The organism is Flagellimonas eckloniae, assembly GCF_001413955.1.
Taxonomy (GTDB): Bacteria; Bacteroidota; Bacteroidia; order Flavobacteriales; family Flavobacteriaceae; genus Flagellimonas; species Flagellimonas eckloniae.
In genome coordinates, this window is the sequence record NZ_LCTZ01000002.1 from 1 (window position 1) to 22,834 (window position 22,834).

Below are 22,834 nucleotides of genomic sequence, written 5' to 3' on the forward strand. Positions count from 1 at the left end.
TAAAGATTATCTATAAGGAAAATTGTTGCAAGCGATATTTACAAGGAATACATGACCAATGGAAAAAGCGGTTATGAAAATGACAAAGAATTTATTATTCAACTTTTTAAGAGCATTATAGCGCCCAACGAAAAAATCTATGAATATTTTGAAGATGATAAGTTAACTTGGGTAGATGATATTCCAATTGTGAATACCTATTTAGTAAAACGAATGCGTAAGGCCACAAGCTCTACAAATGAAGGTTTCTTTTTGCCAAACCTACTCAAGGATCAACAAGATATGGTCTATGCCAATGACTTGCTCACAAAAACCCTATTGAACGATGCCAAGTGGGAAAAGGAGATTGAAGGTAAAACCCCAAACTGGGACAATGACCGAATTGCGGAGATTGATTCCATTATTTTAAAAATGGCGATATGTGAATTGCTCAACTTCCCATCCATTCCCGAAAAAGTTACCCTAAACGAATATTTGGAAATTGCCAAGGAATATTCAACCCCAAAAAGCAGCATATTTATTAACGGGGTTTTGGACAAGTTGGCAAAGGAGTATAAATCCGACGGAAAATTACAAAAGATAGGAAGAGGTTTGCAATAAACATTATTTGATTAATTTTGAAAAAACAATTTTTTAGTATGAAAAAAATAACAACAGTTTTAAGTTTGATTATGGCTGTTACCCTTGTAAGTGTTTCCTGCAAGGATAAAGCTGCAAGTAAGATAGTTGCTGACAATGTGGAAAGTGCCACGGACAGAGATGAGGCACAAAAGCAACTTCCTGTTATGAGTTTTGATAAATCAGAGCACGATTTTGGAACAATAGCACAGGGTACTCCCCAAGAGACCGTGTTTACCTTTACCAATACCGGAAATGCACCTTTGATAATCACGGATGCTAAAAGTAGCTGTGGCTGTACAATCCCTGAATATCCAAAAAATACGCCTATTGCACCAGGAGCAACTGGTGAATTATTGGTTAAGTTTTAATGGGTTCTGGCCAAAATCAAGTTACAAAAACGGTTACCGTTACGGCCAACACGGAAAAAGGCACTGAGCTTTTAAGAATCAAGGCTTTTGTTAACCCTAAAGATGCTGCACAAACTGCAGGGCCTGTTAAACTAGCATTAAATTAAATGGAAAATATTGGACAGTTTTTACCGCTGATATTGATTTTTGTGGTTGCGTATTTTTTTATGATTCGCCCACAGATTAAACGTCAGAAGGATGAGAAAAAATTTACCTCTGAACTTAAAAAAGGAGACCGAATCATAACCAAAAGTGGACTTCATGGAAAGATTATGGAGTTTGAATGACAAAGATTCGTCTTGCGTTATTGAGACCATGGCAGGTAAGTTAAAGTTTGATCGCTCCGGCCATTTCAATGGAAATGAGCAAAAAAATTATCAGCTCCGGTAAAAAAAATAATAGTACAAATGTTTCAAATAAAAAAGCACCTAACATTAGGTGCTTTTTTATCTATAGGCATCATTGAGTCCTATGCCTTTTTCAATCATTGGAATAATTTTTTCCAGCCTTTTGATTTTTGTTTTTTCTTGTTTGGCCTCATTAATGTATTCACAATATTCCTTTTTGCTTGTAGGGAGAGAGTGCATCAAAAGAAGCTTTAAGAGCATCACTTTCTATTAATTTGGTTTGGAGCAATGTAGGTGGTTTAATGGTTTTTTGTGTTTTTGGCAGCAACCATTTCCATACCATTTTCTTGGTTTTCAATAGCTTCAACCATATAAGTTAGAACAGATGCTTTATCAATATCTTTTTCAGATGAAAAATACCAATGGCGCATTGCTTTGGTTTTACCCTCCTGAGCATTGCGCAACACTTTTTGTGGATCTTTAAGAAAAACGCCATTAAAGAACCAAACACCAAAATGATTTTTAAACTTACAAATACCAAATACATTTTTGCCTCCTACGGTATAAACAGGTATATTCCATTTATAGTCTTCCACACTTTTTGTTTGTGAAGCTAATTCTCGCAGAATGCAGATTCCTTGCCTAAAATGATGTTCTTCCTGAAAATAGCTATCCAGTTTTTTCTGATTTTTCCATCTCACTTAATTTGAATTGCCGTAAGCTCACAGATTTTAACAATGACCATAACAGCTTTTTCCATGCTCTCCAGAGGAACATATTCATATTTTCCATGAAAATTATGCCCTCCTGCAAAAATATTGGGGCACGGCAATCCCATAAAACTTAGCTGGGATCCATCCGTTCCACCTCGAATGGGTTTAATAATAGGTTCAATACCCAGGGGATTCCATAGCTTCCTGTGCAATTTCTACAATATGGAACACGGGTTCAATCTTTTCCCGCATGTTTTTATATTGATCTTTGATTTCAAGTTGAATAAAGTCGCCGTATTTCTTTTGAAGCTTATCTGAAATATCCTGTAATAATTCCTTTCGGGCTTCAAAATGCTCTTTATCATGATCTCGAATAATAAGTTCGATTTCTGCTTTTTCAATTTCGCCTTTTATATGGTGAACATGGAAAAAACCTTCCATTCCGGTGGTTTTTTCAGGTATTTCCGTAACAGGAAGAAAACTTAGAAACTCATTGGCAATGCCAATTGCGTTAATCATCTTGTCTTTGGCATAGCCTGGGTGAACACTTTTACCTTCTATTGTTATTTTCGCACTTGCCGCATTAAAGTTTTCAAATTCCAATTCCCCAATCTGGCTTCCATCCATGGTGTAGGCCCATTGGGCACCAAATTTTTTGACATCAAATTTATGTGCGCCTTCACCTATTTCCTCATCAGGTGTAAATGCAATCCTAATATCACCATGTTTAATCTCCGGGTTATTTACCAAGTACTCCATAGCTGTAATAATCTCAGCGATACCAGCTTTGTCGTCAGCGCCCAACAATGTTGTGCGTCCGTGGTAATTATTGTTTGTCCTTTATATTGTAACAAATCCTCAAAATAATCTGGAGACAACACAACTTTTTTTCTTTTATTGAGCACAATATCTTTACCATCATAATCCTTTATTACCTGTGGTTTGACATTCTTTCCGGTAAAATCTGGCGAAGTATCCATGTGGGAAATAAAACCGATGGTCGGCACTTTTTTATCAATATTACTGGGTAAGATTGCCATGATATAGGCATGCTCATCTATAGAAACTTCCTGCATGCCAATTTGATGGAGTTCCAAAACTATTTTTTTTGCAAGGTCCCATTGGTTTTTTGTGCTGGGCGTGGTTTTGGAATACGGGTCACTTTGGGTGTCGATAGCAACATATTCTAGAAATCGGGGTAGTAATTTTTCCATAAAGTGCTTTTCATCAAAAATAACGTTTATTCAATCGTGATTTTAATAAAAAAAGGTTGCGAAAAGGTATCTTCCACGTTCTGAAAATCAACCAAATTGAAACAATTAATCTGTTTTATAGTTTACCTGTTTTGTGTTTTTGGCCATGGTCAAGAGTGTCTTTTGGGCATAGGAGGTCAAAATGATGAAAATATTATGGAGATTTTCCAACTGGATGATACCCAAAAGGAAAAAATGATGAATTGGAGTGGCAGAACTTAAAATCAGAAACGGAATCTTGAAAGATCAGGCAAAATATCTTTTGAAAAAGCATGAGCAAAGTCCTCCGGAAGATTTAATGGTCATGTCCTATAAGTACCGAATCCTTTTGGACAGTATGAGGCAAAACCTGAAAATATTGGATACCAAATTGCTATCCATTTTTAATAACCGGCAATACAATCTTTATATGGAACTATGTAGTGGGATTTCAATGCAGCCCATACATATAAATAGGTCATTTGACGAAAAATAGTCCAATAGTTAAATTCTCATTTAAGAGTTTATATTTTTGTTTAAAATTTTCTGAATGTACAAGTTCCTAATTCGTCCAATACTCTTTTTGCTTGACGCTGAAACTGCACATCACTTTTCTTTTGCATCTATACGGATACTTTCTAAGTTAGGGTTGAATAGATTGTTCAGAAAATTATTTGTCTTAGATGACCCCAAATTGGAAAAAGAAATCTTTGGCCTAAAATTTAGAAACCCAGTTGGACTTGCAGCAGGCTTTGATAAGGATGCAAAGCTTTATAATGAGTTTTCCGACTTTGGATTCGGATTTGTAGAGATTGGAACGCTTACACCAAAACCTCAAGAGGGAAACCCAAAGAAAAGACTATTCAGGTTAGTTGGAGACCAGGGAATTATCAATCGAATGGGTTTTAACAACAAGGGAGTTTTTGAAGCTGTGGAACAGCTGAAAAAAGAACACCGTGTGATTATTGGTGGTAACATTGGAAAGAACAAAGTAACAGCCAATGAAGATGCCATAAAAGATTATTTGATCTGTTTTGAAGCACTTTTTGAACATGTGGACTATTTTGTAGTCAATGTAAGTTCTCCCAATACTCCGGGGCTTCGCGAACTTCAGGATAAAAAACCGTTGACCAATCTATTGAAAAAACTTAAAAGGCAGAACGGAAAATTGGCACAGAAATACAAATCTAAAGAAAAACCGATTTTACTAAAAATTGCACCTGATTTAAGTGATGACCAATTATTGGATATTGTTGCCATTATGGCTGATACCGCGATTGAGGGAATTATTGCCACCAATACCACTATTTCTAGAAAAAATCTAAGTTCACATCTAATATTGACCGAGGAAAAAGGAGGGTTAAGCGGAAAACCTCTTGCAAAGCGAAGCACGGAGGTAATTCGATTTTTATCAGAAAAAAGCAATAAGGCGTTTCCTATAATTGGAGTAGGGGGGATTCATTCCCCGGAAGACGCTTTGGAAAAATTGGATGCAGGCGCTGACCTTATTCAATTGTATACTGGTTTTGTCTATGAAGGCCCAGCACTTATCAAGAAAATTAACAGAGCTATTTTGGAACGAGGTTAACACTAATTATCTTTTTAGTGTGAAATGGCTTTTATATTCCTTTGGAACTCCTTCAGTATTTTCATAAGAAATTTTAAACCAGTAGTCGGAAGCTAAAACCTGATTTCCATTTCGGGTACCATCCCATTCAACTTCGCCTTGAAATTGCTGTTGAATGACTCCAAATCTATCGTAAATGGTGATTTCTGGATTCTGTATCTCTGTTAAGCCATCTATTTTCCATGTGTCGTTGATTCCGTCACCATTGGGAGTGAAAAAACGTGGGTAATCCACAAAAAACAAATCTTGGGAGTAAATTTCACATCCATAAATATTCTGAATATGGGCCGTATGTTTTCCACCGACTAAATTTTCAAAAATGGGATTTTCCACAAATGTACCATTGTCAATTGCGAACATGTAAGAATCATTGTTTTCCGTTCTAATGGAAACAGTATGTACATCAGAAAAGAGGTCACTTAAAATATCAATCTCAAAAAGTGTGGGGGGAGGAATTGCTGAAACTGAGGTTAGGAGTAAGTTGGAACATCCATACTGCAAGTTGGTAATTTCCACCAAATATAGGCCCGGTGACATTGCTGAGTGGGTGCTATCGTTCTCATTCTGTATTTGGCCTTCAGAATCATAGGAATTGTAATACCAAGTAAAAGAATAATCTATAGTTGATAAACCAGTATCTAAGACTGGTAGGTCGCCTATGGGAAACCCTTCTTCATCAACACAAATCATATACTCTTCTTCCAAAGATGCCTCAAAAGATATTTGTCTAAGGTTTACTATAAAGGATGCAATTTCATAACAGCTGTTTCCAGATGAAATACGAGCATAAATTGTCTCTTGGGTTTGTGAAGGGAAATATCTATTGGGTCTTTCAATTTCATTTTCAAAATTTTCAGCATCCCTATTATACCTGTAGTAATTGACCTGATAGATTCCAGCGTCTTGATTGCCTAGAATAAGTGGACTATTTTGAGTTAAGTCGATGGCTTCCTCCCCATCGTTATCAAAATCACAGGTAGTGAGATCTAAAGGCGTATTTTCCACATGGGGTGCAGGAACATATTCAATTTCAATCATTCCAGAAAAGGAGCAGGTTGATGAAAAATCAACAATAACGTCATAAGTTCCATCTTGTGAAATATTTATAACCGGTGTATCATCAAACTGGGGAAGTCTCTGGTTGTTTCTATACCATTGATAGGACAGGGCACCTGTGGAAGTGGCATCCAATTCATAAGTTTCACCGATGCACAATGGTTGTCCATTTTGGACGGTTCTATCTTCCCCAAGTCCAACATCAGTAGAAAAGCTACTACCTTCCAGAAAGACTGCTGAATCCAATGCGGAGTCCAAATTATCAGCTATAACCAGTTTAATACTATAAACCTCTCCAGGTGTAACTTCTGAGGCTGCAACCATACTTCTGGTCATTCCGGCCATAGAGATAGCTGAATCATCATTGTTGGAACGGCCATAAAACCCTATATTTTGTGCTTCACATATTCCCGACACCCCTGGTCTTATTGTTGTAGCAGAAACAAGGTCCTCGGTGCCAGGAACAAGGGCAAGGTTAGTGGAGTTTCCATTTGAATCTGTTAGAATAAAAGCAAAAACATCCGAAAACGTGCATTGAAAATCATCTTGGTATTCTTCCGAGGCAAAAAGAAAATTAAAACTTATGCGGTTTGTTAATGATATAAAATCAAAACTTATATAGGAAGCGTTGAAAAGATTACTAGTGCCAGTGATGTTTGCCAAATCACTATCTCCTAACCAGGTTTCGGACCCTGAACTTCCAGTAAAATTGTTTGGCCCCACAGCATCTAAAACGTTACCTGAAGAGATAACTATACCTTCCCCATAGCTAAAATTACTGCCGTTGGAATTGAAATAACCAATTCCGTTAATGCCTTCGATTGTTCCGGTGGATGATTGAAAATTAAAGGTTTGCGCACAACCACTATCTACCAGGATGTCCTTGACAAGTTCCTCAACAGTGTAATTTTGGTCTACCATAATTTGCTGTCCTAAACAAAATATACTTTGGAATAGAATACAAAACTGAACAATTTTTCGAGCCATGACTAGGTAAAATAGAGTAACCGCCAAGGTTAAATATAGGTTTATTTTGGTTATCGATACGAATTATGACTTTAGATGGTGGGTTATCCAAACAAGCTACCTTTAATCTGGTAGATAGAAGATATATTATTTTGTAATTTTCATTTTCAACCAAATTTATGGAATGAACTATGAAATTCTAACTGCTTTCATTTTAGGCTCTTCAGTTTTGGCGATATTTCCAGGCCCCGACAATATCTTTGTGTTGACGCAGAGTATGACCAATGGTGTTAAAGCAGGCCTGATAACGGTAGCAGGCTTGGTAAGCGGTTGTTTGGTTCATACGACCTTACTGGCTTTTGGTGTTTCGGAAGTTATAAAGAGAAGTGATACTATTTTCTTTGGGATCAAATTGTTTGGAGCTGCTTATCTTTTATATCTGGCTTTTATGGTTTATAAAAGTGAAGCTTCAATTCAATTGGACAAAGGAAAAAGTCCAAAAAAAGTATCATCCAAATTGTTCTGGAAAGGATTCCTTATGAATGTATTGAATCCTAAGGTAACTATTTTCTTTTTGGCTTTTTTTCCAGGGTTTTTGTTTAGCGATGAAATGAATATCGTTTCTCAGTTTTATATACTGGGATTACTTTTTATGCTGACTGCACTAATTATTTTTGGACTTATTGCTATTTTGGCCGGTGCCATTTCTAATTTTCTTAGAAAAAATCCAAGAACGGGCGTGTACTTGAAGTGGCTCCAGATTTTTGTTTTTCTCGGGATAGCATTGTATCTCCTTCTATCAGATAAATAGTGGTAATTTTATGGGCGCAATGTCAAGAATAAAACTCATAGAATGCCCAAGAGATGCCATGCAGGGTATTAAAACCTATATTCCAACGGCCGAGAAAGTGAAATATATCCAATCACTTTTGGGGTGTGGCTTTGATACTATCGACTTTGGGAGTTTTGTTTCTCCAAAAGCCATTCCCCAAATGGTTGACACTGCAGATGTTTTGGCTCAATTGGATTTATCCAAAACCAAAAGCAAGCTTTTGGCAATTGTAGCTAATGTTAGGGGGGCAACTGATGCATCCAAGCACGCTGCTATTGACTATTTAGGGTATCCTTTTTCTATTTCAGAAAACTTTCAAATGAGGAATACCCATAAGACCATAACCCAATCTGTTGATACTCTTAAAGGTATCTTGGAAATTGCAGGTGCCGAGAATAAAGAAGTGGTCACCTACATTTCCATGGGTTTTGGAAATCCTTATGGAGACCCTTGGAATGTGGAGATTGTAGGTGAATGGACAGAAAGATTGGCAGAAATGGGGGTTCGAATTCTATCCCTTTCCGATACTATTGGAAGTTCTACACCAGAGGTCATTGATTATTTATTTTCAAATTTAATCCCCAAATATCCCAGCATTGAATTTGGGGCACATTTGCATACAACCCCTGCCAAATGGCATGAAAAAGTAGATGCTGCATATAAAGCGGGCTGCCGTCGTTTTGATGGTGCTGTACAAGGCTTTGGAGGTTGCCCAATGGCAAAAGATGAGCTTACCGGGAATATGCCAACTGAAAAAATGCTGTCCTATTTTACTGCAGAAAAAACGGATACAGGAGTCAATTGGATGGTTTTTGAGGCGGCATTTAACAAGGCTACCGAGCTCTTTTCCAGATACCATTAGAACTTTCTTATTTCCACTAAAAGTCTTCCGAATGTTAAATTTCAAAACTTATTTAAATTTAATCTAAATAAATTTGTTAAAAAAATTAACAACGGATATATTTGCCTTACTATTTACATTTAATCTAAATAAACTTAAAAAATGTTACTAAAAAGATTTTTCATATTAAGTATGTCCGCAGGCTTAATTGTTTCCTGTTCCAGTGATGACTCTGATGATGTTGACCCAATAGGAATAGACAACCCTGCTACATATGTTTTTGAAAGGGAAGGAGAAACTTCAGTAAGCTTTAGTGGTCAGACTACTCGTATTTTAATGGCAGAAGAAATCATAGCCAAATTTCAGGATGAAACTACAACCTTAGAAGAATTGACGGCTATGTTTGCACATGTTGAAGGAGAAAGTGATTTTTCAGATGCTGACCTAAATGCATCAGACAAGAATATTCTTGGCAAAACTGCCGCCTCCTTTGATTTCTTTTCCAATAATGCCACAGATCAGGTTTTGATTCGTGCTGATTTTGAAAGTTGGATACAGGCTCAAGTAGATGAGGTTTATCCAAACTGGAATGTAGCCGCTATGGCGGGAGCTGCCGGTCAGATTGCCGATGGCACCTCTGTAAGATACATTACGGATAAGGGACTTGAAATGAACCAGGTATTCAACAAGTCATTGATTGGGGCCTTGATGGTGGACCAAATGTTGAATAATTATATCAGTTCCTCAGTTTTGGACCCTTTTACTGCTGCTAATGATTCCGAAACTTTGGTGACGGACAAGAATTACACGGATATGGAGCATGACTGGGATGAAGCCTATGGCTATGCCTTTGGTACCGCTGCAGATTTGACCGATCCTAGACCTACTATTGGGGAGGATGACAATTTCTTGAACAAATACATTGGACGCGTTGAGGGCGATACCGATTTTGCCGGTATTACTGATGATATCTTTGAAGCACTAAAATTGGGCCGTGCTGCAATTGTGGCCAAAGAATATGATGTAAGAAACGAACAGGCAGAAGTACTTAGGGAATTAATTTCAGAAATAATCGGTATTAGAGCCGTGTATTATTTGCAGCAAGGTAAAAATGCATTGGATCAAACAACCCCCGACTATGGTGGTGGTTTCCATGACCTATCAGAAGGTTATGGCTTTATTTACAGCTTACAATTCACTCGTCAGCCAAATTCCGATGCGCCGTATTTTACGAAAGCTGAAGTAGATGCTTTTCTAATCGATTTATTGGATGATGGGGACAATGGACTTTGGGACGTGACCCCTACCACCTTGGATGCAATCTCAACATCGATTGCTGACCGATTCAGTTTTACTGTCGAAGAGGCTGGAAGCTAAAATGAAGTATTTTCATTTAACTTTTTAAGGATGAAATAAAAAGAGGCGGGTATTTGGTTCAACCCTGCCTCTTTTGCTATCTTTGGCGATCATTAATTTGGAATAAATAAAAATAATTGCATGAAAAAAACGTGGTATCTTCTTTCCATCGCTGCATTTGTCCTGTTCATTTGGGCCTGTTCCTCAGATGGGTCTTCTTCGGATGATGGCGGAGGAGGTGATGATGAGGTTCCAGTAACGTTTGATCGGGGAGCTATGTTGGCCAATTGGGCGGATAATATTATAATACCTTCGTATAAAGCTTTTCAGTCTGAATTGTCTGATTTAGAATCAACTTATGAAGCTTTTGTCGCTGACCAAAGTGTTATAAATTTGGAAGCTTTTAGGACCTCATGGGAAAGCGCATATCGGGCATGGCAACATGTTTCCATGTTTGAAATTGGACCGGCTGAGTCTATTGGGTACCGCCTGAATATAAACACCTATCCCGCTGACACTGATTTAATCGATGCATATCTGGCCACTGGGGTCTTTGACCTTTCGTTGCCCTCAAATAGGGATGCTAAAGGGTTTCCGGCTTTGGATTATATATTGAATGGTCTTGAGGATGACGACGTAACTTTGGTGGAACTTTTGACCAATAGTGTAAATTCTGCAAGTATGCAGGATTATATTTCTGAATTGTTGGCCGATATGGTTTCCCTTACCAATGATGTGGTTGGACAATGGGAAGGTTCTTATAGAAACACTTTTGTAGATAATAACGGCTCTTCAGCTACGGCAACGACGGATCGTTTCGTAAACGATTTCATTTTTTACTATGAGAAATTCCTCAGGGCAGGAAAAATAGGAATACCCATTGGTGTGTTTTCTGGAACAACAGAGGTCAATACCCTTGAAGTATTATATAAATCCGAATTGAGCAAATCCATGTTTTTAGAAGGTTTGGATGCTGTTCAAGATTTTTTTAACGGAAAACACTACGGTTCCGCAACAACTGGAGAAAGTTTGGAATCATATCTTGAGGCCCTAAATACACTAAAGGATGGGGCTGATCTTGCTAAGTTGATCAACGATCAAATGGATGAGGCACGGGATATCGTTTCGTCCTTAAATGATTTTAAAACGGAAATAGAAGCGGCAGATCCTCCTGTAAATATGTTCTTGGCTTATGACGAGGTCCAAAAAGTGGTTCCCCTGTTCAAAGTGGATATGGTTTCCGCAATGAGCATCAATATAGATTTTGTGGATGCTGATGGAGACTAATGGTCAATGGTTTTAAAACATATCTTGAGAAGAATATTGAGGCCGCTCCTTTAGCGGTCTTTCGTATTTTTTTTGGTCTAATGATGCTTGGAAGCATTATCAGGTTTTGGGCCAATGGATGGATTGAAACCCTCTATATTACACCCAGTTTTCACTTTACATATTATGGTTTCGAATGGGTAAGACCTCTGGGTTATTTCACTTATGTGTTGTTTTTTGTTTGTGCAATTGCAGCAGTGGGTGTGGCACTTGGCTTCAAATACCGATTGTCTATTGTTGTTTTCTTCCTATCCTTTACCTATATCGAATTAATGGACAAGACCACTTATTTAAACCACTATTATTTTATTAGTATACTGTCGTTTCTCCTAATTTTCCTGCCTGCAAATTCATACTTTTCCATAGATTCCAAAAACAATCCTCAAAAAGCATTTGCCCAGATTCCTAAGTGGACCGCGGATAGTATTAAACTCTTGCTTGGATTGGTATACTTTTATGCAGGTATCGCCAAACTGAACTCAGATTGGTTAATTGAGGCTATGCCGCTAAAAATCTGGCTTCCCTCCAAATTTAGTATACCGCTTATTGGAAATTTTCTAGCAGAGGAATGGGTGCATTACGCATTCAGTTGGTCAGGTGCTATATATGATCTTGCCATACCTTTTCTTTTGCTTTATTCCAGGACTAGGTATTTTGCATTTTTTCTGGTCGTTGTTTTTCATCTATTGACCCGGGTTTTGTTTCCTATAGGAATGTTCCCCTATATCATGATTATATCCGCACTTATCTTTTTCGATGCTCGGTTGCACCACAAGATTTTAGGTTTTATTTCAAAGTATTTGAAAATCAGCAAGGATTTTTTTGACAATGGAAAGGTTTTAACCCAAAAAAAGAATTTCACTCTAAACCTCAAGTATGTAGTCATTATGCTGTTTTTTGCGTTGCAGTTGTTGTTCCCATGGCGATATATACTGTATCCAGGAGAGCTGTTTTGGACCGAGGAAGGATATCGGTTTTCGTGGCGGGTTATGTTAATGGAGAAAGCGGGATATGCTCAGTTTAAGATTGTGGACAAGAAAACAAACGTATGGTTCTATGTTGACAATAAAGACTTTTTAACCCCATTTCAAGAAAAACAGATGTCTTTTCAACCTGATTTCATTTTGGAATACGCACATTATTTAAAGGAACATTTTGAAAGGGAAGGCCACAAAAATTTGGGAGTGTATGTAGATTGCTATGTGACACTGAATGGTAGGTTGAGCGAAACTTTTATCGACCCTGATGTAGATTTAACCCAATATAGGGAGTCATTTAAACATAAAACTTGGATAGTACCATTTAAAGATGAAATCAAGGGAATATAAAAACCTCATTTTTTTGTTGCTGCTTTGCACTTCGGTATTTGGGCAACATAATTTTACGGGAACGATCATTGATAATGAAGGTACCAATGTTGCACAGGCCGAAGTATATATCAATGAACTTCTTTTGTTGGAAACCACTTCGGATAGTGGTAACTTTTATTTTTCCAATGTTCCTACGGGAACATACTCTGTAGTAGTCTTTGCCTTTGGCTATCAGGTAAATGAGCAAAAAATTGAAATCAATGGAAGTACAAATATTGACGTTCAGCTCTTACCTCTTGGGGAGCAACTTTCTGAAGTGGTACTCACCAAGGAACGTGAAAAAGTATTTGCGCTTCAGAAATTAAAAAAAGTAGAGGGAACGGCAATTTATGCCGGAAAAAAAAATGAAGTGATTGCGGTTGATCTTTTAACGGCAAATTTAGCCGCGAATAACCCACGACAGGTGTATGGTCAGGTCGTTGGTCTGAATATTTATGAGGATTGTAATGCAGGGATTCAATTGAACATTGGCGGCAGGGGATTGGATCCAAATAGGTCGGCTAATTTTAACATTCGCCAAAATGGATACGACATTAGTGCAGACCCACTAGGTTATCCGGAAAGTTATTATACTCCTCCAGCAGAGGCGCTAAGTGAAATTCAAGTAATTAGAGGGGCAGCATCACTGCAATATGGTCCCCAATTTGGCGGATTGATAAATTTTAAATTTAAAAAACCCAATCCCAACAAAAAGATAGAATTGATTTCGCGGCAAACATTAGCCTCATATGGGACCTTTACCAGTTTTAATAGTTTGAGTGGAACTACAGGAAAATTAAGCTATTACAGCTATTTTAATTACAAGGAGGGAAGTTGTTTTAGATGTAATAGTAATTACAATAGCCGTAACTTTTTCGGAAATTTCGGGTATCAAATAACCGAGAAGACCAAATTGAACTTCGAGGTCACCTTGTTCAATTATCTAACAAAACAACCCGGTGGTTTAACGGATGCCCAGTTTTTGGAAGACCCTACCTTTAGTAATCGGGATCGAAACTGGTTCAATGTGGACTGGAAATTGTTTTCCTTACGCCTGGAGCATCAATTTTCTGCTAAGACCGATTTTAGCTTGAATCTATTTACCCTTGATGCTACAAGAAATGCCTTGGGATTTAGGACCAATCGCGTTTCCCAAGCGGACGATCCTAATGAACCTAGGGAGCTACTTCAAGATAATTTTCAGAATTGGGGTGCTGAAGGCAGATTGTTAACGCGCTATCAAATCAATGAAAAAGACGCAGTCCTATTGTTGGGTACAAAATATTATCAATCGGAAAATAAGCAAAGACAAGGCCCTGGTAACAATTTGGAAACCCCTGATTTTGAGTTTGCAGCGGATGAATTTCCAAATTATGAACGACAGTCCCAATTTGTTTTTCCCAATTTGAATGTGGCCTTATTTGGCGAAAATATCTTTAATCTGTCAAACAAGTTTTCTCTGACCCCTGGTTTTCGATTTGAATATATTAAAACCCAGAGTGAGGGTACTTTTAGGAATATTGTGCTGGATTTAGCTGGAAACCCATTGCTAAATGAAGAGATTCCAGATAATAGGACCTTTGAACGAAACTTTTTCCTTTTTGGGCTAGGGGCTTCCTATAAATTGTCTTCAAGTATGGAGATATATGCCAATTTTTCGCAAAACTACCGCTCCGTAACCTTCAATGATATTCGTGTTGTCAATCCATCTTTCCAAGTGGATGAAAATATATCGGATGAGAATGGTTTTACGACTGATATAGGTATTCGTGGTAGGTCGGGGGAAGTGTTAAATTATGATGTTAGTGCCTTTGGATTGTATTATGATGATCGGTTAGGAGAAGTGCTGCGCAATGAAACACGTGTAAACGCTGCTGGGGACTTAGTGGAAACTGGAAGAATAGTGCGCTTTAGAGGGAATATTGGAACGGCCTTCATGTATGGTCTTGAAAGCTTTGCCGACATTAGTCTAAAAGAATTGTTTTTTGCTGAAAAGGACAAGTTAAGACTAAATTATTTTGTCAATCTGGCATTGACCAATTCCGAATATCTGTCTTCTGATGAGAACAATGTAGATGGAAACAAGGTTGAATTTATTCCAAAGGTCAATCTTAAGACTGGACTTAGTTTTGGGTATGGTAATTTTTTGGGTAGTCTACAATATACCTATTTGTCTGAGCAATTCACTGATGCTACCAATGCTCCACAAGATGTTACCGATAACCAAAGGGGAATTGAGGGCGCAATTCCTTCTTATGACATCATGGACTTGTCCCTTTCCTATACCTTTAAGAAACTAAAACTAGAAGCCGGAATCAATAATTTATTGGACAATACCTATTTCACAAGAAGGGCAACTGGTTATCCGGGACCAGGAATTATACCAGCAGAACCAAGAACTTTTTACACTACACTGCAAATCAAAATTTGACTAGGAAGTGCACTTCTTCCAATTAATATAGACAACTATGGATTACGACGGTATTTTGCAAACATTTCCCAAGGAAATCAAATTCTTTATAGCAGTATTCGTAGTTGTTCTTTCAATAGGATTTTTTACGGGATTGTCGTTTGTAAGACAAACAGAGGCCACTACACCTGATGGGGTTGAAGAAAATTATTTGGGCAATGAAGCAGATGAATATGCAAATGTGATGAAGTTTAAAAAGGGAGACAGGGAAATGCTTACGATAGTGCATACCCATATTCTTTCCATGTCATTGATCTTTTTTCTTTTAGGAGGTTTGGTATGGCTAACGAAGTTTCCAAAAGAATGGAAGCTCTTCTTGACCATTGAGCCTTTTATTTCCGTACTGCTAACCTTTGGAGGAATTTATTTAATGTGGAAGGGTATTACATGGTTTAAGTATGTAATTGTCTTTTCGGGTATTCTTATGACTTTGACCTTTACATTTTCTGCAATGTTAGTGGTTAAACAGTGTCTTTATCCTAGAAAAGTTCAAGCTTAAAAAAACTAGTGTTGAATTCATCCACTTTCCAAACCCTTTCATTTCTGCAAACATAGCGCAACTAGTTCTCTATAAATTGATAGTTGATGTCTTTGTGTTTTAACAATCTAACTTTCGTTATGCCAGTGGCTAATAGCGTTTTAATTTCAGCAATTTCGTTTTTGTTTACAAGGATAACAAAATATTTGTTCCCAACAGAAATGGGTATTTTGCGTTGATTTATAGTAGGTAAAATATTCTTCTCCCAATACGTTATATCCAATGTGGAAAGATATTTTTTAAAATTTTCCAATTCCCATTCATAAAACTCAAAACATAGATTATTGAAAACCAATTGAAAAAGTTTACTGTGGTTACAAAAAGTAAATAAGCCATTTTTGGTTTGGTTCAAAACTTCAAGGGAGTGACACATAAGATGCAATTTTATAGTAAAGATATATTTATTTATAATAAGTCTAAATAAAAATAATATTAAATTCAACCCAAACCCAAGAGAAATATATTTTGAATTAAAATATGGTATATTTGCACGCAATTAATCCGTAATTGCAATGGAAGCCCACCTAAAAAAAATTGTCGGCGAAGGTTTAACGTATGATGACGTTTTACTTGTGCCGGGATATTCAGAAGTACTACCAAGAGAAGTCAACATTCAAGCAAAATTTACTAGAAACATTGTTATCAATGTTCCCATTGTTTCAGCGGCGATGGACACGGTAACCGAATCTCAGATGGCCATCGCAATGGCCCAAGAAGGAGGTATAGGAGTTTTGCACAAAAACATGACTATAGAACATCAGGCCATTAAGGTGAGAAAGGTGAAGCGGGCTGAAAGTGGAATGATCATGGACCCTGTCACTCTTCCCTTAGATTCTTTTGTTCGTGATGCTAAGGCCAATATGAAGGAACATAGCATAGGTGGAATCCCTATTGTTGATGGCAACAAAAAGCTTATTGGAATTGTTACCAATCGAGATTTACGATTTGAAAAGAATGATGATAGACCCATAGCGGAGGTTATGACATCAGAGAATTTGGTAACCGTTGGTGAAGGCACCTCGTTGGAGGAAGCCGAAGTAATTTTACAAAACTATAAGATTGAGAAACTACCGGTTGTAAATGACAACAATGTATTGGTAGGACTTATAACATTTAGGGATATTACCAAATTGACGCAAAAACCAATTGCAAACAAAGATCAATATGGTCGGTTACGGGTTGCCGCTGCAATAGGGGTTACACCAGATGCGGAAGATAGGGCAGAAGCCTTGGTCAATGCTGGAGTGGATGCTATAGTTATTGATACTGCACATGGTCATACCAAAGGAGTTGTGGATGTACTGAAAAAGATAAAAAAGACCTTTCCCCAACTAGAAGTAATCGTAGGAAATATAGCAACCGGTGAAGCTGCTAAATATTTAGTGGAAGCAGGAGCGGATGCTGTTAAGGTAGGAATTGGCCCTGGTTCTATTTGTACTACACGTGTTGTAGCAGGTGTAGGATTCCCTCAATTTTCAGCGGTCTTGGAAGTCGCTGCTGCCATTAAGGGTAGTGGTGTACCTGTAATTGCAGATGGTGGAATCCGGTATACCGGTGATATCCCAAAAGCAATTGCGGCAGGGGCAGACACAGTAATGTTGGGTTCACTATTAGCAGGAACCAAAGAATCTCCAGGAGAAACCATTATTTACGAAGGACGAAAGTTTAAATCCTACCGTGGAATGGGTTCTGTTGAAGCCATGAAAGAAGGTAGCAAAGACCGATATTTTCAGGATGTGGAAGACGATATTAAAAAACTGGTTCCGGAAGGTATTGTAGGACGTGTACCTTATAAAGGAGATTTGTTTGAAAGTGTTCACCAATTTATTGGTGGATTGCGAGCTGGAATGGGTTATTGTGGCGCCAAGGATATTGAAACTTTAAAGGAGACCGGCCGTTTCGTTAAAATTACTGCCAGTGGAATCAATGAAAGTCACCCGCACGATGTTACCATTACCAAAGAGTCACCCAATTATAGCAGATAAGTTTGTTACCAATTTACCTTAAAGTCGGGTTAAGATATAAGGCTGATGGATTTTGGTAAGAAATGCAAAGAGATTACGAAAACGTTTTCTTTGCTGTTAAATTCAAATATTTTCAATCATATTTTTTTATTTTAATTTGATAATCAAGCACTTGCAATTGCTTGTAGCTACTTTGAAGCAACTTGGCAGGTTCATGGTAAATTATATCAAAAAAAGAATAAGTCGTCAAATCAATTTGGGGCACTATATTTAGAGTATTACATTTTAAGTTTTAAGATATTATGAAAAATATAATTTTCAGTATTGTTTTTTTTGGCCTTATAATCATAAGCTGCAAAAAGACTGTACCTGAAGTTATCGAGGAAGAAACCGAAGTCATCACTTCGCTTCCATACTCGAAGTTGGATTTAGAGAGTTTAAATGCTTTTAGAACTGATGGTCCCAATTGGAAGATTGTTGGAAAGTCATTATCAGATTTTACCAAAAAGCATGATTTACAAGTTGAAGAAGGAACGGGCGTGCTTGTCAATACCAATGAAGAAGAAAACTTGAATTTGTTTTCTGTTTTTGAACATGGAGATATGGAGTTGGATATTGAGTTTATGATACCAAAAGGATCCAATTCCGGAATCTATTTTCAAAGTCGCTATGAAATACAGTTATTGGATAGCTGGCAAGTTGAAGATTTGAGCTCTCAAGATTGTGGAAGTATATATCAGCGATGGGATGAATCACGACCTGAAGGTGAAAAAGGATATGAAGGTCATCCTCCTTTCGAAAATGTAACCAAAGCACCTGGTTTATGGCAGCATTATTTTATAAAATTTAGGGCGCCACGTTTTGACGCCAATGGAACTAAAATTGAGAATGCACGATTTGAAAAGGTGGTGCACAACGGTGTGACAATCCATGAAAATGTAGAAGTTACAGGACCAACCAGGTCATCTGCAGCAAAGGATAATTCTGAGGTTACAAAGGCCCCCTTAATGATTCAGGGTGATCATGGTCCTGTGGCTTTCCGAAATATTAAATACAAGTTGTATGGTTCAGAAACCTTGACCACTTCAAACGTAAAATACAACTATTACGAAGTGGAGACACCTATAAAACAAATGCCCAATTTTGATTCAATACAAGTAATCGAATCAGGCACTATAGATGTAATGGATGTAGATAAACTATCCAAACGGCGAAATGGCGTGGCCTTCCAGTTTACATCAGACTTGAACGTTCCTAAGGCAGGGGATTATCTTTTCCACCAGTATTCTGATGATGGATCTAAGCTCTATATTGATGGAGAATTAATCGTAGATAATGGTGGGAGTCATCGTTTTGAATCAAAACGGGGACTGGTTAATTTATCTGAAGGTGCTCATAAATTACAAATTGACTATTTCAACAATAATTCGGGCAAAGGGATGCAATTGCAATATGAAGGTCCAGAACAGGAACTTCAGACATTACAAGGTAAATCACCATACCCAACAAATAACAAGAAAGAGCCATTGTTGGTAAATGCGGAAGAATCTCCGGAAATGATTCGGAGCTTTATATACTATGGCACAGAAAAGCGTACACACGTCATTTCTGTCGGAAACCCAAAAGGAGTCCATTATTCCTATGACCTAAAGTCGGGAGCATTATTAAAGGCTTGGAAAGGTGGTTTTGCCGATGTTACCGAAATGTGGGAGGGGCGTGGTATAGAACAAGTGCTTGAACCACAGAATATGTCAATGATACTGCCTGAAAATATGATTGTTGCGGAACTGTCCACAAAAAAAGAACCCTATCCCAGTGCAATCGATGCCAAACTTAAACCTAAAGGGTATAACTTAAATGAAGAGGATTGTCCAATTTTTAAATTCAAATTCGACGAGTCCTTGGTTCTAGATAGCTATTCCCCATCTGCAGATGGTGCACATCTCGTGAGAACCTTGGAGGTAAAAGGCAAGAATTCGTTTTACAGTCGTGTTGGTATTGGAAACTACATTCAAAAAGTAAATAAAAACTATTATAGCATCGATGGAGATTATTACTTGAAAAATGAAGGAACAAACCAACCCTTTATAAGAGAGATTGATGGAAGACAAGAATTGATGTATATATTGGAAGAAGGAACGAAAACTAAATATTCCATACTATGGTAATAGTAAAACTTAATAAGCAAGGAAGAATGAAAAACATAAAACTTAGCTTGGTTTTTGTCCTTATTTTGAGCCTTACCAGCTTAGGAACATTTGCTCAAGAAAATAGTTCCCAATACTATCCCATCGAAAAAATAAATATTCCTGATGAAATTTCTTTGGAAATTGGGGGCATGGCTTTCGATGATAAGGGAAGGCTAGGGGTAATTACCCGTAGAGGGGAATTGTGGCTGATTGATGACCCAACTCAGGATAAGCCTGAATATGTGCGTTTTGCACATGGGCTTCATGAACCTTTAGGTCTGGCTTTTAATGATGGTTCTTTTTATAGTAACCAGCGAGGTGAACTCACCAAATTAACAGATACGAACGGTGATGACAAGGCAGATTCCTATGAAACCATTGTTGTTTGGGAACTGTATGGCAATTACCATGAGTATTCCTACGGTCCGGTATTAATGGATAATGGGGATATGATTGTAACCCTCAATCTTGGTTGGGAAGGAAAGGGAGTCAGTAAATCAAAATGGAGTGGATGGATGCTTAAGGTCACTCCGGATGGAGAAGTAATACCATATGCAACTGGACTTAGGTCTCCTGCTGGATTTGGACTCAATAAAGAAGGTGATATTTTTTATACTGAAAATCAAGGCGATTGGGTGGGTTCTGGACGAATGACCCATTTGGAGTTGGGTGATTTTGCAGGTAGCCCAGAAGGTTTAAGATGGTCACAAGAAGAAGACTCACCGATTAGTGTCAAGTTTGAAGACATTGATGATACCAAAGAACTGACATTGTATGAGTATCAGGAAGAGATAGAAGCGGTAAAACCACCTTCAGTTTGGTTTCCACATACATTGATGGGAATTTCTACTTCGGATATAGCGGTATTCAGTGACAAAATGGGACCATTTAGTGGTCAATTGATGGTTGGTGACCAAGGACATAGTAAGATCATGCGGGTTTTTCAAGAGAAAGTAAATGGTGTGTACCAAGGGGTATGTTTCCCGTTTATTGATGGATTTTCCTCAGGAGTGTTACGTATGCAATATGCCCCAGAAAAGGATGCTGTCTATGTAGGGCAGACCAATAGAGGATGGAGGTCAACTGGAAAAGAACCTTTTGCATTGGAACGATTTTCATGGTCTGGAAAAATACCATTTGAAATCAAAAAAATAATGGTTGAGCCTGATGGGTTTCGATTGGAATTTACGCAACCAATAAATAAATCTTCAGCCCAAGCTATAACATCCTATCAAATTACGGATTTTACGTATCGGTACCATCATCGCTATGGTAGCCCTGTGGTACAAAAAGAAAATAGAACCATAAAAGCTATAGAAGTGTCTGAGGATGGATTGAGCGCGACACTTAAACTGGATAAGTTCCGAAAAGGGTTTATTTATGAGATCAAGGCTACAGGGGTTAGAAATGTTAAGGGAAAACCTTTATTGAATGACTATGGATATTATACGTTGAATGAAGTGCCAGAAGGGGATACGAATATTGTTTCAACGAGCAATTCCAATGAAGCTGGGGTCACTGCATCAAACCGTAGAATAACGGAATTACCAGAAAGTTGGGGTGGGCAGATTGACACTGAAATTCAATTAGGGACACTGCCCGGGCTTCAATTTGACAAAAAAGAGTTGAAAGTTGTGGTGGGAAGCAAGGTGAAACTTACCTTCAACAATAGTGATGATATGCCTCATAACTTTCTTTTCGTCAATCCAGGAAAAGCAGATGAGGTAGGAGAAGCAGCATTAAAACTAGGATTGGATGGAGCAGAGTTGAGTTTTATCCCTAAATCAGATGAAATTATAGCGCACACCAATATGGTAGCTCCATCAGATGCGGAAACGATTTACTTTATTGCACCAAGTGAACCGGGAATTTATCAATATGTATGCACTTTTCCAGGACATCATACTATCATGAGGGGAGTGCTACGTGTGGAAGCAAAGTGATGACAGTCTAAAAGAATTAAAAAATAGGAAGTTTAAACTAAGTTTCTTTACATCCCAGCATAACTTTGCCAATCTTGGTCTTTGTAAATATTATCACCAAAATAACGGGCAATTTGCAGGAAAGGTTCCACTTTTTGATAACCGGGAACAGGAGATAGCATCTTTAGGTCTTCATCTAAAAAAATGACCGTGGGATAACTCATTTTACCCTGCATTAGGGCAGCGGCAAACTCATGGTAACCTCTTCTTCCTGAAGGTACAAAATTGAAGGTTTTGCCTTGAAAATCAATAGGCTCCTTGCCTTCTCCATCCATTTTTACCATATAGAAATTATCCTGCATATAAGCTGCAACTTCAGGGTTTTGAAATGTGTCCTTATCCATTTTCTTGCACCAACCGCACCAATCTGTGTACACATCTATGAACATTTTCTTAGGCTGTGAATCATTTTGGGACAACTGCACTGCTTCATCCCAACTTAGCCATTGTACGCTTTGGGCCTGTGTTTGAGATCCAATTAAAAGAAAAAGAAATAAGCTTAGTTGAGTTATATAGGTGAAAGCTGCGCGCATTGTTCCTTAAATTTTGAGGGTTTAGTCTATAGACTATTACAAAACTAACGAAAATTGTGCCAAATTAGTATTTAGTTCAAAACTCCAAAATTAAAATAAGTGCTCCCAAAAGTAGACACAATGGGGAGTAATAGCGTGTATCTAAAACCGAAAACTTGCTATTCTTGGCAGATTTGAAAAAGCCAACATATTTAAAATCCCCAAAGGCACGAACTATAAATAAAATGCCAATACCTTTAGCCACGTATCCCGTCCAATCAGAATCTATATACATCAGAATCTTGTTTATAAAGATAAAGGCAAAAAAGAGCAGAATAATACCAACGATTATGGCCCCAAACTTTCCTGGAGCCATTACTCTTTTTTCATTGATTCTTGTGGGAATTATTTTTGAAGGGTCTTTAATGCCAAATGCCGCCCAGTAAAAATGAAGTACGGCCAAAAAAATTAAAACTATCGATATCAGAATAGTAATTACCCCCATA

19 protein-coding genes and 4 pseudogenes are annotated in these 22,834 nt (G+C 37.7%); 16 read left to right on the forward strand and 7 right to left on the reverse strand.

Annotation, left to right across the window (positions count from 1 at the left end):
- The 3 pseudogenes from nusB to yajC all read left to right on the forward strand — a co-directional run.
- Window positions 1-600: pseudogene (gene nusB / locus AAY42_RS00080) on the forward strand (transcription antitermination factor NusB); the annotation flags it as partial.
- A 38-nt stretch (window positions 601-638) separates the two neighbouring features.
- A pseudogene (locus AAY42_RS00085) lies at window positions 639-1,135 on the forward strand (DUF1573 domain-containing protein).
- Window positions 1,136-1,494 (forward strand): annotated as a pseudogene (gene yajC, locus AAY42_RS00090) (preprotein translocase subunit YajC).
- On the opposite strand, the gene AAY42_RS18455 reads toward yajC, so the two are convergent.
- The 3 genes and pseudogenes from AAY42_RS18455 to pepT all read right to left on the reverse strand — a co-directional run bounded on the left by AAY42_RS18455 (window position 1,475) and on the right by pepT (window position 3,302).
- Complete coding sequence (locus AAY42_RS18455; protein WP_245625567.1) at window positions 1,475-1,615, reverse strand: YdeI/OmpD-associated family protein; 141 nt, start codon at window positions 1,613-1,615, stop codon at window positions 1,475-1,477. The pseudogene yajC and the gene AAY42_RS18455 overlap by 20 nt on opposite strands.
- 59 nt (window positions 1,616-1,674) lie before the next feature.
- Window positions 1,675-2,076 (reverse strand): DUF1801 domain-containing protein, encoded by a 402-nt coding sequence (locus AAY42_RS00095; RefSeq protein WP_101956434.1) that lies wholly within the window; start codon window positions 2,074-2,076, stop codon window positions 1,675-1,677.
- Window positions 2,073-3,302, reverse strand: a pseudogene (pepT, locus tag AAY42_RS00100) (peptidase T). Before pepT ends, AAY42_RS00095 begins: the two are co-directional and overlap by 4 nt.
- Window positions 3,303-3,398: 96 nt before the next feature.
- On the opposite strand from pepT, the gene AAY42_RS18200 reads away from it, so the two are divergent.
- From AAY42_RS18200 to AAY42_RS00110, 3 genes are read left to right on the forward strand one after another with little or no spacing between them, the layout of a single operon-like run.
- The gene (locus AAY42_RS18200) at window positions 3,399-3,563 is read left to right on the forward strand and encodes a hypothetical protein (protein WP_175288704.1); all 165 of its coding nucleotides are present in this window, start codon (window positions 3,399-3,401) and stop codon (window positions 3,561-3,563) included.
- Window positions 3,550-3,816 (forward strand): hypothetical protein, encoded by a 267-nt coding sequence (locus AAY42_RS00105; protein ID WP_055391984.1) that lies wholly within the window; start codon window positions 3,550-3,552, stop codon window positions 3,814-3,816. Before AAY42_RS18200 ends, AAY42_RS00105 begins: the two co-directional genes overlap by 14 nt.
- A 54-nt stretch (window positions 3,817-3,870) precedes the next feature.
- Window positions 3,871-4,908, forward strand: a complete 1,038-nt coding sequence (locus AAY42_RS00110) for a quinone-dependent dihydroorotate dehydrogenase (RefSeq protein ID WP_055391985.1) — start codon at window positions 3,871-3,873, stop codon at window positions 4,906-4,908.
- Between the two features lie 6 nt (window positions 4,909-4,914).
- Here AAY42_RS00110 and AAY42_RS00115 read toward each other — a convergent pair whose 3' ends face one another.
- The gene (locus AAY42_RS00115) at window positions 4,915-6,924 is read right to left on the reverse strand and encodes a T9SS type B sorting domain-containing protein (RefSeq protein WP_055391986.1); all 2,010 of its coding nucleotides are present in this window, start codon (window positions 6,922-6,924) and stop codon (window positions 4,915-4,917) included.
- Between the two features lie 229 nt (window positions 6,925-7,153).
- On the opposite strand from AAY42_RS00115, the gene AAY42_RS00120 reads away from it, so the two are divergent.
- The 7 genes from AAY42_RS00120 (at window position 7,154) to AAY42_RS00150 (ending at window position 15,642) form a co-directional block, all read left to right on the forward strand.
- Window positions 7,154-7,780, forward strand: coding sequence for a LysE family translocator (locus AAY42_RS00120; protein WP_055391987.1), 627 nt, complete (start codon window positions 7,154-7,156; stop codon window positions 7,778-7,780).
- A gap of 19 nt (window positions 7,781-7,799) precedes the next feature.
- Entirely contained in the window at window positions 7,800-8,663 is an 864-nt protein-coding gene (locus tag AAY42_RS00125; protein WP_055397649.1) for a hydroxymethylglutaryl-CoA lyase, read from the forward strand.
- A gap of 171 nt (window positions 8,664-8,834) precedes the next feature.
- Window positions 8,835-10,019 carry a DUF4856 domain-containing protein gene (locus tag AAY42_RS00130; RefSeq protein WP_222836826.1) on the forward strand — a complete coding sequence of 395 codons (1,185 nt, stop codon included), beginning with the start codon at window positions 8,835-8,837 and terminating at the stop codon, window positions 10,017-10,019.
- A 120-nt stretch (window positions 10,020-10,139) separates the two neighbouring features.
- Window positions 10,140-11,285, forward strand: a complete 1,146-nt coding sequence (locus tag AAY42_RS00135) for an imelysin family protein (RefSeq protein ID WP_055391989.1) — start codon at window positions 10,140-10,142, stop codon at window positions 11,283-11,285.
- Window positions 11,285-12,652: an HTTM domain-containing protein gene (locus AAY42_RS00140; protein WP_055391990.1), complete on the forward strand. Its 1,368-nt coding sequence runs from the start codon at window positions 11,285-11,287 to the stop codon at window positions 12,650-12,652. The genes AAY42_RS00135 and AAY42_RS00140 overlap by 1 nt, the downstream gene beginning before the upstream one ends.
- Window positions 12,633-15,104, forward strand: coding sequence for a TonB-dependent receptor domain-containing protein (locus AAY42_RS00145; protein ID WP_055391991.1), 2,472 nt, complete (start codon window positions 12,633-12,635; stop codon window positions 15,102-15,104). The genes AAY42_RS00140 and AAY42_RS00145 overlap by 20 nt, the downstream gene beginning before the upstream one ends.
- Window positions 15,105-15,141: 37 nt before the next feature.
- Window positions 15,142-15,642 carry a hypothetical protein gene (locus AAY42_RS00150; protein WP_055391992.1) on the forward strand — a complete coding sequence of 167 codons (501 nt, stop codon included), beginning with the start codon at window positions 15,142-15,144 and terminating at the stop codon, window positions 15,640-15,642.
- A 61-nt stretch (window positions 15,643-15,703) separates the two neighbouring features.
- Here AAY42_RS00150 and AAY42_RS00155 read toward each other — a convergent pair whose 3' ends face one another.
- Window positions 15,704-16,054, reverse strand: a complete 351-nt coding sequence (locus AAY42_RS00155) for a DUF6686 family protein (RefSeq protein WP_055391993.1) — start codon at window positions 16,052-16,054, stop codon at window positions 15,704-15,706.
- 139 nt (window positions 16,055-16,193) lie between these two features.
- Here AAY42_RS00155 and guaB point away from each other — a divergent pair, with 139 nt between their 5' ends.
- From guaB to AAY42_RS00170, 3 genes are all read left to right on the forward strand, one after another.
- Window positions 16,194-17,666, forward strand: coding sequence for an IMP dehydrogenase (gene guaB, locus AAY42_RS00160; protein ID WP_055391994.1), 1,473 nt, complete (start codon window positions 16,194-16,196; stop codon window positions 17,664-17,666).
- A 281-nt stretch (window positions 17,667-17,947) separates the two neighbouring features.
- Window positions 17,948-19,813: a 3-keto-alpha-glucoside-1,2-lyase-like domain-containing protein gene (locus AAY42_RS00165; RefSeq protein ID WP_055391995.1), complete on the forward strand. Its 1,866-nt coding sequence runs from the start codon at window positions 17,948-17,950 to the stop codon at window positions 19,811-19,813.
- 26 nt (window positions 19,814-19,839) lie between these two features.
- A complete protein-coding gene (locus AAY42_RS00170) occupies window positions 19,840-21,777 on the forward strand; it encodes an auracyanin family protein (RefSeq protein WP_055397650.1) in 1,938 nt (645 codons plus the stop codon).
- Between the two features lie 47 nt (window positions 21,778-21,824).
- Here AAY42_RS00170 and AAY42_RS00175 read toward each other — a convergent pair whose 3' ends face one another.
- Together AAY42_RS00175 and AAY42_RS00180 are read right to left on the reverse strand one after the other, a co-directional pair.
- Entirely contained in the window at window positions 21,825-22,349 is a 525-nt protein-coding gene (locus AAY42_RS00175; protein WP_055391996.1) for a thioredoxin family protein, read from the reverse strand.
- A 76-nt stretch (window positions 22,350-22,425) separates the two neighbouring features.
- Window positions 22,426-22,833 (reverse strand): DUF3995 domain-containing protein, encoded by a 408-nt coding sequence (locus AAY42_RS00180; RefSeq protein WP_055391997.1) that lies wholly within the window; start codon window positions 22,831-22,833, stop codon window positions 22,426-22,428.
- Between the last annotated feature and the right edge of the window lies 1 nt (window position 22,834).

Coding starts and splice junctions, on each gene's coding strand:
- AAY42_RS00175 (WP_055391996.1), bottom strand. CDS start 22,349: ATGCGCGCAGCTTTCACCTATATAACTCAACTAAGCTTATTTCTTTTT.
- AAY42_RS00130 (WP_222836826.1), top strand. CDS start 8,835: ATGTCCGCAGGCTTAATTGTTTCCTGTTCCAGTGATGACTCTGATGAT.
- AAY42_RS00170 (WP_055397650.1), top strand. CDS start 19,840: ATGAAAAACATAAAACTTAGCTTGGTTTTTGTCCTTATTTTGAGCCTT.
- AAY42_RS00120 (WP_055391987.1), top strand. CDS start 7,154: ATGAACTATGAAATTCTAACTGCTTTCATTTTAGGCTCTTCAGTTTTG.
- AAY42_RS00165 (WP_055391995.1), top strand. CDS start 17,948: ATGAAAAATATAATTTTCAGTATTGTTTTTTTTGGCCTTATAATCATA.
- AAY42_RS00115 (WP_055391986.1), bottom strand. CDS start 6,924: ATGGTAGACCAAAATTACACTGTTGAGGAACTTGTCAAGGACATCCTG.
- AAY42_RS18455 (WP_245625567.1), bottom strand. CDS start 1,615: ATGCACTCTCTCCCTACAAGCAAAAAGGAATATTGTGAATACATTAAT.
- AAY42_RS00155 (WP_055391993.1), bottom strand. CDS start 16,054: ATGTGTCACTCCCTTGAAGTTTTGAACCAAACCAAAAATGGCTTATTT.
- AAY42_RS00110 (WP_055391985.1), top strand. CDS start 3,871: ATGTACAAGTTCCTAATTCGTCCAATACTCTTTTTGCTTGACGCTGAA.
- AAY42_RS00135 (WP_055391989.1), top strand. CDS start 10,140: ATGAAAAAAACGTGGTATCTTCTTTCCATCGCTGCATTTGTCCTGTTC.
- AAY42_RS00140 (WP_055391990.1), top strand. CDS start 11,285: ATGGTCAATGGTTTTAAAACATATCTTGAGAAGAATATTGAGGCCGCT.
- guaB (WP_055391994.1), top strand. CDS start 16,194: ATGGAAGCCCACCTAAAAAAAATTGTCGGCGAAGGTTTAACGTATGAT.
- AAY42_RS00180 (WP_055391997.1), bottom strand. CDS start 22,833: ATGGGGGTAATTACTATTCTGATATCGATAGTTTTAATTTTTTTGGCC.
- AAY42_RS00150 (WP_055391992.1), top strand. CDS start 15,142: ATGGATTACGACGGTATTTTGCAAACATTTCCCAAGGAAATCAAATTC.
- AAY42_RS00145 (WP_055391991.1), top strand. CDS start 12,633: ATGAAATCAAGGGAATATAAAAACCTCATTTTTTTGTTGCTGCTTTGC.
- AAY42_RS00125 (WP_055397649.1), top strand. CDS start 7,800: ATGTCAAGAATAAAACTCATAGAATGCCCAAGAGATGCCATGCAGGGT.